The sequence below is a fragment of the Agromyces luteolus genome (assembly GCF_009729855.1).
Lineage (GTDB): Bacteria > Actinomycetota > Actinomycetes > Actinomycetales > Microbacteriaceae > Agromyces > Agromyces luteolus.
The window spans coordinates 130,488-140,330 of sequence record NZ_WODA01000016.1 but is presented as its reverse complement, the minus strand read 5'-3'; the positions used below and the strand labels follow the sequence as shown (position 1 = coordinate 140,330).

Here is a 9,843-nt window from a genome sequence, read left to right as displayed (position 1 = left end):
CAGATGGCCCCAGAAATGACAGATGTCTCGCGACATATGAGACATATGTCGCGAGACATCACACGGTGCCCCTGGAGGGACTCGAACCCCCAACCCTCTCCTTAGGACGGAGCTGCTCTTCCATTGAGCTACAGAGGCTGACCGGACGAGTCTAGCGGGCGCGCCGGATCGGCTCGGCCACCGGGCGGCGGCACCGCAGGGACGGGCAGGGTCAGTTGTAGCCGAGCACCACGATCGCCGACGTCGACGGGGCGAGCTCGTCGACGAACCCGTTCTCGTCGAACCGGTTGTCGTCTGAGGGCTGCGTCATCGCGGTCACCTTGCTTCGCATCTCTGGGGAGGGAAGCCTCAGGCTATCGGCGCCGCCGGGACGCGGTCATTGTCCGGAACGTCCAAGTTCGAAACGCCGTTTCGCCATGATGTCACCTGACGCGACCCGTGGACGCCGCCGGTCAGGCCGGCGGGTACAGGTAGAGCGCCTCCCCGACGGGGATCGTGCGCACGTGGTACGAGTGGTCGGAGTTCTGGTTGTACTCCTCGATCGTGACCGTGCCGTCGCCGTTGACCGACTGCACGTACGCGACATGGTTGTAGGGGAACCACGCGACGGCGCCGACGACGGGCTCGCTGCTCGACGGCCAGCCCTTCGCCGCCCACTCGTCGGCCCACATCCAGGCGCTGCCCGAGGCCAGGTTGCCCCAGTCCCACTTCCACGGCGCCCCCGTCACGCCCGCGTCGCGGTTGAGGCGCCAGGCCACGAAGTCGACGCACTCGCGGTAGTAGTAGCGGAGCGGCGACAGCCCGCCGCCGTAGTCGTCGGGCGTCTGGTTCCACCACGGATAGTCGTCGCCCTCCGCCCGCTGCGCGACGATGGCGTACTCGCCCGTGCCGCGCGACGCGAGTTCGGCCTCCCAGGCCGCGCGCTCGGCCTCCGCGGCCGCGGCGTCGATCTCCTCCTTCGTCGTGACCGAGAAGGTGTCGCTCGACACCGGCGCACCGGCCGCGAGATCCGAGACCTCGAGCGCCTGCGCCTCGGCGACCGAGAGGCTGAACTTGGTCGGCGTGCCGCCCGGCAGGTGGCCGCCGGGCAGGAACGCGTACGCCGGGAGCGCCACGGTGCCGACCAGCGCGGGAACCAGGAGGACGGTGGCCGCCACGCGCATGGGGCCGTTCCGTCGCGAGACCGGCCCGGAGGCACTCGGCGCCGGGGTCGCGGTCGCCGTGCGCGAGGCACCGCCCCGACGTCGACCGGCGGCCGGCCGCGCCACGAGCGACGAGGACGCGCCACCGGTCGCGGCGGCCACGGCCAGCGCCACGGAGGACGAGCCGGTCGGCGCGGGCCCGGCCGCGCCGGCGGCCGGGATCGCCGCGGGATCTGCCGGCGTCGCGGACGGGACGGCGACGGCCTCGGGGACCGGAGCACGGCGGGCGACCGGTGCCGGCGGGGCGGTCCGCTCGACGGATCGCGGGGAGGAGGTGGACATGCCCCGCGGATCGCGGCGATCGGGTGCGGGCGCGGAGCTCTCGGGACGAGGCGGACGGGGCGGACGGGGCGGGGCGACGGACCGTCCGGTCATCGGCGGACGGGCAGACTCCGTCCCGCGGCCCGGCGCCGGCGCCGGCGCGCGACCGGGCATCGTGCCGCGGTCCGCCGGAGCGTCGCGACGGGGCGCGGGCTGCGGCGCCACGCGTCGATCGGCGCGCGGCGCGTCGGCGGCGGACCGCTCCCGTCCGCGGCGCCACTCGTCGACCTCTGGACGGCTGGGCGGCAGCGCGGGACCCGTTCCGGGATCGCGGAGGGCCGAGCGGTCGCGCAGTGCCGACGCGCCTCGATCGACCACCCCGTCGGCGGGGCGATCGCGGTCCGCCCGGCGACCGGACGCGGGCGGAGCGGATGCGGCATCCGGTCGCGCCGCGGCCTCGCGGAAGTCGGGCGACCAGCCGGCGGACCCGTCTGCGGGCAGGGCGGACTGGCGTCGGGGCCGCAGGCCTGGGGGCCGGCCGTGCGCGTCGTCACCGTACAAGGATCGTGAACCTCCGGTCCCGCGCCGGCTCAGGGGGAGGCGGACGCGGGGGCGTTGCGGGTCTCCGGAGCCGGGGGTGCTCCGGACTCGTACCACCCTAGGGCACGGTCCGAGCGGTTGTCACGATGCGCCGCACCGGCGCGCCGGGACGGGCTCAGGCGGCGCGCTCGAGGAAGTCGCTCCACTGCGGGAGCGGCCGCTCGAACCCGCGCACGACCCAGCCGCGACCGTGCGGCATGCGCGGCGTGATGCGCAGCGTCCAGCCCATCTCGGCCGGGGTGTGGTCGCCCTTGGAGTTGTTGCATCGCAGGCAGCAGGCGACGAGGTTCTCCCACGTATCGCGCCCGCCTCGCGACCGGGGCAGCACGTGGTCGATCGTCCCGGCCGACTTGCCGCAGTACGCGCAGCGATGCTCGTCGCGGCGGAGCACCCCGCGCCGGCTGACCGGGACCTGGTGCACGCGCGGCGTGCGCACGTATCGGGTGAGCAGGATGACGCTGGGCCGGACCCATTCGCCGTTCGCGCCGTGCACGGGATTGCCCTCGTCGTGCAGGATCACGGTGGCCTTCTCGTTCATGACGAGCAGGAGGGCGCGCTTGAACGACACGACCGCGAGGGGTTCATATCCGGCATTGAGCACGAGCGTGCGCATGGGGTGCCTTTCGATCGGTGCTGGATGGCTTCCAGCCGCGTGAAGGGAAGGACGATCCGGATGCCGCGGGGTGCGCGGAACCGCCCCGGAGACGCGAAACGGGCACCGTCATGAAGACAGTGCCCGTCGGCATCCCGGCGAGGTCGCGGCTCGGCTGACTACTGCGCCGCTGGTCGTAGAGCACGCGCGCACCCGCGGAATGGGTGCTGCTGCGCGGACCGACCATCGGACTTCCCCTACCCGGTATTCGGAATCGTCAGGGTCAAGGCTACGACACGAATGGCGTGCCGGGTCCTCCCGGCACGCCATTCGCGTCACGCTTCACACGCTGTTCACACGTCAGATCCGCACGATCCAGTAGTCGCTGGTCCAGATCGGCTGGACTCGGACGACCGTGCCCTCGTAGGGCGCGTGGAGGATCATGCCGTTGCCGGCGTAGAAGCCGATGTGGCCGCTCATGACGACGAGATCGCCGGGGACGGCCTCGGAGACGGGGATCTGCGTGCCGGCGGCACCCTGCGCGGAGGACGAGTGCGGGAGGCTGATGCCGAACTGCGCGTAGACGTACTGGACGAGGCCGGAGCAGTCGAAGCCGGCGGGCGTCGCGCCGCCGTAGACGTACGGGACGCCGAGGTACTGCTGGGCGACCGAGTACACGCTGGCGGGGTCCGCGGAGCCGTACACGGCGGCCGGCGTGTACTCGCTGGCCGCGGCGGCGTAGGAGGTCATCTGCTCGGCGGCGGCCTGGCGGGCGGCCTCAGCGGCGGCAGCGGCCTCCTCGGCGGCGCGCTGGGCCTCCTCGGCGGCGCGGATCTCCTCGCCCGTGACGGCGTCGTAGCCGTCCTCCGAGATGGGCGCGGCGATGACGTCCTCGGCGACCTCGACGTCCTGCGGGGCCGCCTTGGTCAGCTGCGTCTGCGCGGTGGCGCCGAACTGGATGCCGTCGCTGCCCGGGGCGAACGCGTAGGCGGGGATCGCGAGGGTGCCGACCAGGCCGGCGGCGACGGACATGACCATGACGTTCTTCGCGCCGCCGCGGCGGAGGCGGCGACCGAGCGAGTCCTTCTGGAGCTTCGCCTCCATGGCGACGTCGGTCGCGGCCGCGGGCGCCGCGGGCGCCGCCGGCGTCGTGCGACGCACGAGTGCGGTTCCGGTCCTGGGCTTGGGGGCGGTGGTCGCGCCGGAGCGGCGCCGGGGGAATCGAGCCAAAACGTGTCCTCCGCCCCACGAGGCCGAAGCTCCGTCTCACCTGTGCGCTTGGGGGCGCGTCACGGGTATCGGGGCCGAGCGGTGAGCGCGGGAGGCGTCTCGACCCTGTTCCTCCGGCTGGCTTGTCGCCGGCGGACTCGATCGAGGATACGCGAGAGGTCGTCGATTGTCACATTTCGGTCACGGAGCGCCGGAATCCGCATTCCGCGACCGGTGCGACGGATGGATCCGGAACCGGCGAACCCCGCGCGCCCCGAACACGCACCGGAGCCCGGGATCAGTCCCCGATGAAGAGGTGTCCGGCGAGCTCCGACGGAAGCTCGAGCGCGTCGTCGCGACCCTCGACCGAGACCACCACGACGGTGCCGTCGCGACGGAGCGACACCCTCGTTCCGGGCAGCACGCCCGCGGCCTTGAGCCGGCCGAGCAGCTCGGGTTCGAACTGCGCGGGCTCGGCCAGACGGCGGATCACGCCCTCGGCGGCGCCGCCGCCCTCGTCGAGCGCGGTGAGCACGTTGCGCACGCCCTGCATGAACGGCGCCGCGGGCTCGACCCCGAGCTCCTCGAGACCGGGGATCGGGTTGCCGTACGGCGAGTGCGTGGGCTGGCCGAGGATCTCGACGAGGCGACGCTCGACGTGCTCGCTCATCACGTGCTCCCAGCGGCACGCCTCTTCGTGGACGTACTCCCAGTCGAGGCCGATCACGTCGGCGAGCAGGCGCTCGGCGAGGCGGTGCTTGCGCATGACGTGGACCGCCTTCTGGCGGCCGTCGGTCGTGAGCTCGAGGTGGCGGTCGCCGGAGACGACGACGAGGCCGTCGCGCTCCATCCGCGCGACCGTCTGCGACACGGTGGGCCCGGAGTGCCCGAGGCGCTCGGAGATGCGGGCGCGGAGGGGCACGATGCCCTCCTCCTCGAGGTCGAGGATGGTGCGCAGGTACATCTCGGTCGTGTCGATGAGGTCGGTCAATTCGCTCCCCCTCGGCCGTCGGGCGCCTCGTGCATCAGAACAGACTACTGGCCGCGGCCGACATGCCGCCCGGCGGTCGGGGTGGACACGACGAACGGCGCCGGCCGCGTCATCCGCCGCCATGGCGAAGGCCCCGCGTCTAGGATCGGACCATGCCTGAGCTCGTGATCCCCTCGTCGCTCCTGCCCGCCGACGGCCGTTTCGGCTGCGGCCCGTCGAAGGTGCGGCCCGAGCAGCTCGCGCACCTCGCCGAGGTCGGCCCCGGCCTGCTCGGCACCTCGCACCGGCAGGCGCCGGTGAAGCAGCTCGTCGGCCGGGTCCGGCGGGGCATCGCCGACCTCTACTCGCTCCCCGACGGCTACGAGGTCGTCCTCGGCAACGGCGGCTCGACCGCGTTCTGGGATGCCGCGGCGTTCGGCCTCGTCGAGCGGCGCGCGCAGCTCTGCTCGTTCGGCGAGTTCGGTGCGAAGTTCGCGAAGGCCGCCGCCGCGCCGTGGCTCGAGGCCCCAGATGTGAGGAAGGCCGAGCCGGGCTCACGCGTCGACGCCGAGCCGCTCGAGGGCGTCGACGTCTACGGCTGGCCGCAGAACGAGACCTCGACCGGCGTCCAGGCCCCCGTCCGCCGGGTCGCCGCCGACCCCGGCGCGCTCACGGTGGTCGACGCGACGAGCGCCGCGGGCGGCGCGTTCGCCGACCCGGCCGAGTTCGACGTCCTCTACTTCGCTCCGCAGAAGAACTTCGCCTCCGACGGCGGGCTGTGGTTCGCGATCATGTCGCCCGCCGCGATCGAGCGCGTCGAGCGCGTCGCGGCATCCGGCCGGTACATCCCCGACTTCCTGTCGCTGAAGAACGCCGTCGACAACTCGCGCCTCGACCAGACCCTCAACACGCCGGCCCTCGCGACGCTGCTCCTCCTCGAGAGCCAGCTCGAGTGGATGAACGCGTCGGGCGGCCTCGCCTGGGCCGACGCCCGCACGCGCGAGTCCTCCGGCGTCCTCTACGACTGGGCCGCGCGCACCGAGGCGGCGACGCCCTTCGTCGCCGACCCCGCGCACCGCTCGCAGGTGGTCGTCACGATCGACTTCGACGAGACGACGGATGCCGCGGCCCTCGCCACGACGCTCCGGGCCAACGGCATCGTCGACACCGAGCCCTACCGCAAGCTCGGCCGGAACCAGCTGCGCGTCGCGACGTTCACCGCGATCGAGCCCGACGACGTCCGCGCGCTCACCGCGTCGCTCGACTGGGTGCTCGCGCAGAACGGCTAGGGTGACGGCCATGCGCCTGTGGCTGTCCGAGTCCGAGCGGCGCCCCGATCCGGAGCCGGTCAGGGCCGACGCGCGAAAGGCGCTGCTCGCCGGGACGGTCGGATGGGTCGTCGCGCTGGCGCTCGCCCTCGCCTTCTCCGGCGCGCTGGCGGATGCCGGGTTCGGCTGGTTCACGATCGCGGCCGCGATCGGCGTCGTGCTCGGGATCGTCGGACTCGTCGTCGTGCAACTGCGCCGACGGCGGCATCCGCCGGAGCCCGACGACCGGGCTTCGCGCTGAGCGCCGCCCGGACGGGTCAGTCCGAGTCGTCCGGCCGGTCCCGGTCGTCCGCGCCGCCGTCGGGATCGCCGTCATCGGGGTCGCCGTCGTCGACGCCGCCCTCGACGTCGGCGTCCTCCTCGTCGTCGGCGGCGTCTTCGCTGTCGTCGTCATCGGCTTCGGAGCCGTCCAGCGCATCGATGTCGATGCCGTCGAACACGTCGTCCCCGGCGTCCTCGTCGCCGAAGTCGTCGGCGTCCGCTGCGTCCTCGTCCTCGTCCTCGTCCTCGTCCTCGACGTCGTAGTCGGCCTCGTCGCGGTCCGATCCCTCGTCGCCGTCGGCCCCGTCCTCGACGTCGGACTCCTCGTCGGCCGCCTCCGACTCGGCGGCCGCCGCGGCCTGCGTCGCGCGGTACTCCGCGAGCCGCTCCGACCACGGAACCCACTCGGGGGCGAGGAGCGCCCGCTCGCCGGGGAGCAGCTCGCTCTCGAGCACGGTCGGCTCGCCGTCCTCGACGCGGGCGAGCGTGACCGACCAGTGCCAGCCGGGGTACCCCGGCAGGTCGGCGGCGAAGTGGAGGGAGAGCACGTGATCGGCGTCGGCGACGTGGCCGAGGACCGAGCCGACCGACTGCGCGGGGGTGACCTCGAGCAGCGCGCCGCGCGCGAGGTCGACCGCGGCGAGCAGCACCTCGTCGGCGACGATCGGTGCACGCTCCTCGGCGGGCGCGCCCCCGTCGGATGCCTCGGGCGCCTCGCCGGCGATCTCCGCGTCAGGCATCCAGCTCGTCCGCAACCCTGCGCAGGAGCGCCGCGATCTTGCGGCTGTGCGCGTTGTCGGGGTACCGGCCGCGCTTGAGGTTCGCGCCGATGCCGTCGAGCACCTTGACGAGGTCCTCCACGATGACCGCCATGTCGTCCGCGGGCTTGCGGTGCATCCGGGCGAGGCTCGGCGGCGCGTCGAGGACGCGCACCGAGAGCGCCTGCGCACCGCGCTTGCCCTGCGCGATCCCGAACTCCAGCCGGGTGCCCGAGCGCACGGTCGCGCCGGCGGGAAGTGCCGAGGCGTGGAGGAAGACCTCCTGGCCGTCATCGCCGTGGATGAAGCCGAACCCCTTCTCCTCGTCGTAGAACTTGACCTTGCCGGTGGGCATCGATGGAACTCCCGCTGTCTCGGTGGGCGCGCCGGGAACCGCGGCGACGTCGGCCCCCAGTCTACGGTCCGGCATGCCCCGCGACGGCCGTGGGGCCTATTCTGGGACGGTGAGCAATCAGGGCCCGATCACCGACCATCGCCTCGAGCGCATCCTCGCCTACATGGTCGCCGCGACCGTCGGGCTCTCGATCATCGCGTTCTTCGCGGTCATGATCGGCACGCTCGCCGGGGTCGGCGCCGACGACGGCTTCAGCGAGGGCATCTGGCCGTTCGTGCTCGTGCTCCCGCTCATCGGACTGCCCATCGGATTCGTCCTCCTGATCGCGCTGCTCATCGTCAACGGCGTGCGTCGCTCCCGGGAGTCCAAGCAGGGCACGGACTGACGGCCATGCTGGTGCTCGCCGCGAGCCTCCGCGCGATCCCGCGCGAGCGACTCGCGGCCGCGCTGGCGGCGCGCGAACTCGATCACTCGAGCGTCCGCGACCTCTTCGACCTCGCCGAGGCGCTGACCGCGGCCGACTCCATCGACCACGCCGTCGACCGGCTAGAGCGCCCCTCGCTCGCCGTCCTCGCCGCCGCGGCGGCGACCTCCGACGACGCCGGGTGGACCGACGTCGACCGCCTGGCCGACGAGCTGCGCGCGCTCGGCGCCGACGACCTCGGCGACGCCCTGGCCGACGACCCCGCCGCCGTGCTCGATCGCCTCGAGGCGCGGCTCCTGCTGCTGCGCGACGGCGACCGCATCCACGTGCCGACCGAGATCGCCGCACGACTCGGCTCGAGGCTCGACGACGACCTGCCGAGCCTCGAATCCCTCGCTGGGCACGCGCCGCCCGTCGCCCTGCCGCGCGATCGTCCCGACACCGGCCTGCTCGACCGGCGCGCCGCCGAGACGGCGCACGGCACGGTCGCCGCGACCGCGGAGCTGCTCTCCGGCCTCGCCGTGCAGCCGGCCCGCGAGCTCGCGAAGGGCGGATTCGCGCTGCCCGACGCGAAGCGCCTCGCCGAAGCCGCCGGCGTCGAGCTCGACGAGTTCCCGCGACTCGTGCGCCGGGCGATCGAGGCGGGCCTGATCGTGCGCGACGGCCCCGTCTGGCTCGAGTCCGACGCGGGCGCCGAGTGGATCATGCTCGGCACCGGCGCCCGATGGACCCGGCTCGCGGAGGCCTGGCGCGCGCGGATCCCGGCGCCGCTCCGGGACCTGGTCGTACGGCGCAGCGAGGCGCTGAGCTCCGCCTCGATCAGGGACGACGTCGCGTGGTACTACCCGGGCGGCGGCGCGTGGCTCCGCGACGGCATGGACCGCCTCCTCGAGGACGCCGAGGCGCTCGGCCTCGCCGTCGCGGGCGAGCCGCTCGAGACGGCCTCGCTCGTGCTCGCCGGCGACCTGGTCGCCGCCGCCGAGCGCCTCGCACGCCACTTCCCCGCGCAGGTCGACAAGGTCTACGTCCAGCACGACCTCACGATCGTCTCCCCCGGCCCGCTCGAGCCCTCGCTCGACGCCCGGCTGCGGGCGTTCGCCGAGGTCGAGGGTCGCGACCTCGCGTCGAGCTACCGCGTGACCGCGGCATCCGTGAACCGCGCCCTCGCGGCCGGCGACACCGAGGAGGGCATCCGCGACTTCCTCGAGGGGATCTCGCTCACCGGGATCCCGCAGCCGCTCGCGTACCTCCTGAGCGAGTCGGCGGCGCGGTTCGGCGCGGTCCGGGTCGGCGCGGCCGACGCTTCGGAGGCGCCCGCGCGCGCGTCGGTGCGATCCGACGACCCGCAGCTCATCGGCACCCTGCTCGTCGACCAGTCCCTCTCGTCGCTCGGGCTCCGACAGGACGGCGCGCACCGCCTGCTGTCGCGGTTCCCGCCCGACGTGGTGTTCTGGGGCCTGAGCGACGCGCGCTACCCCGTCGCCGCGGAGGACGCGGAGGGACGGATCGTCCGCCTCCGACGCCACCACGTCGGGCACGCGCCGACTCCGGCGCCGCGCACGGACCCGATCGAGGCGCTGCTCGACCGGCTGGCCGAGGCCGACGCCGAGGGCGGCACCGAGCAGGCCTGGCTCGCGAGGCAGCTCGAGGCGGCCGCCCGTGCGAAGGAGACGCTGACGGTGACGGTGCGGATGCCGGGCGGCGACACGGCCGACTACCTCCTCGCACCGGCGAGCGTCGCGAACGGCCGGCTCCGCGCCCGCGACCGCAAGTCCGACATCGAGCGGACGCTGCCGATCTCCGCGATCGCCGCGGTCGCGCCGGCGCCCGCGGGGAGCTGAGCGGGCCCGCGCGACGCCTCGGTGCGGAATGACCGGCACCGA

The 9,843-nt window shown here is 73.8% G+C and carries 10 protein-coding genes and 1 tRNA gene; 4 read left to right on the top strand and 7 right to left on the bottom strand.

The window, feature by feature from the left end; translation table 11 throughout:
* Positions 1-66 precede the first annotated feature (66 nt).
* The 5 genes from GLX25_RS08740 to GLX25_RS08720 all read right to left on the bottom strand — a co-directional run bounded on the left by GLX25_RS08740 (position 67) and on the right by GLX25_RS08720 (position 4,855).
* Positions 67-138 (bottom strand) — tRNA-Arg (locus GLX25_RS08740).
* A 314-nt stretch (positions 139-452) separates the two neighbouring features.
* Positions 453-1,484 carry a CHAP domain-containing protein gene (locus GLX25_RS08735; RefSeq protein ID WP_166548629.1) on the bottom strand — a complete coding sequence of 344 codons (1,032 nt, stop codon included), beginning with the start codon at positions 1,482-1,484 and terminating at the stop codon, positions 453-455.
* A 694-nt stretch (positions 1,485-2,178) separates the two neighbouring features.
* A complete protein-coding gene (locus GLX25_RS08730) occupies positions 2,179-2,676 on the bottom strand; it encodes an HNH endonuclease (RefSeq protein ID WP_155842113.1) in 498 nt (165 codons plus the stop codon).
* Between the two features lie 339 nt (positions 2,677-3,015).
* On the bottom strand, positions 3,016-3,816 hold the full coding sequence (locus GLX25_RS18360) for a C40 family peptidase (protein ID WP_271192630.1): 801 nt from the start codon (positions 3,814-3,816) through the stop codon (positions 3,016-3,018).
* Positions 3,817-4,162: 346 nt separating this feature from the next.
* On the bottom strand, positions 4,163-4,855 hold the full coding sequence (locus tag GLX25_RS08720; RefSeq protein ID WP_155842112.1) for an iron-dependent transcriptional repressor DtxR: 693 nt from the start codon (positions 4,853-4,855) through the stop codon (positions 4,163-4,165).
* 152 nt (positions 4,856-5,007) lie between these two features.
* Here GLX25_RS08720 and serC point away from each other — a divergent pair, with 152 nt between their 5' ends.
* Together serC and GLX25_RS08710 are read left to right on the top strand one after the other, a co-directional pair.
* Complete coding sequence (gene serC / locus GLX25_RS08715) at positions 5,008-6,123, top strand: phosphoserine transaminase (protein WP_155842111.1); 1,116 nt, start codon at positions 5,008-5,010, stop codon at positions 6,121-6,123.
* 10 nt (positions 6,124-6,133) lie between these two features.
* Positions 6,134-6,403, top strand: a complete 270-nt coding sequence (locus GLX25_RS08710) for a DUF2530 domain-containing protein (protein WP_155842110.1) — start codon at positions 6,134-6,136, stop codon at positions 6,401-6,403.
* Between the two features lie 16 nt (positions 6,404-6,419).
* Here the strand turns inward: GLX25_RS08710 and GLX25_RS08705 are convergent, their stop codons facing one another.
* Both GLX25_RS08705 and GLX25_RS08700 read right to left on the bottom strand, forming a co-directional pair.
* A complete protein-coding gene (locus GLX25_RS08705) occupies positions 6,420-7,163 on the bottom strand; it encodes a DUF3027 domain-containing protein (protein WP_155842109.1) in 744 nt (247 codons plus the stop codon).
* Complete coding sequence (locus GLX25_RS08700; RefSeq protein WP_155842108.1) at positions 7,156-7,536, bottom strand: cold-shock protein; 381 nt, start codon at positions 7,534-7,536, stop codon at positions 7,156-7,158. Before GLX25_RS08700 ends, GLX25_RS08705 begins: the two co-directional genes overlap by 8 nt.
* A gap of 109 nt (positions 7,537-7,645) precedes the next feature.
* Between GLX25_RS08700 and GLX25_RS08695 the strand changes: the two genes are divergently transcribed.
* Together GLX25_RS08695 and GLX25_RS08690 are read left to right on the top strand one after the other, a co-directional pair.
* Positions 7,646-7,921 (top strand): hypothetical protein, encoded by a 276-nt coding sequence (locus tag GLX25_RS08695; RefSeq protein ID WP_271192629.1) that lies wholly within the window; start codon positions 7,646-7,648, stop codon positions 7,919-7,921.
* Between the two features lie 5 nt (positions 7,922-7,926).
* Positions 7,927-9,801, top strand: coding sequence for a helicase-associated domain-containing protein (locus tag GLX25_RS08690; protein ID WP_155842107.1), 1,875 nt, complete (start codon positions 7,927-7,929; stop codon positions 9,799-9,801).
* The last annotated feature ends 42 nt before the right edge of the window (positions 9,802-9,843 follow it).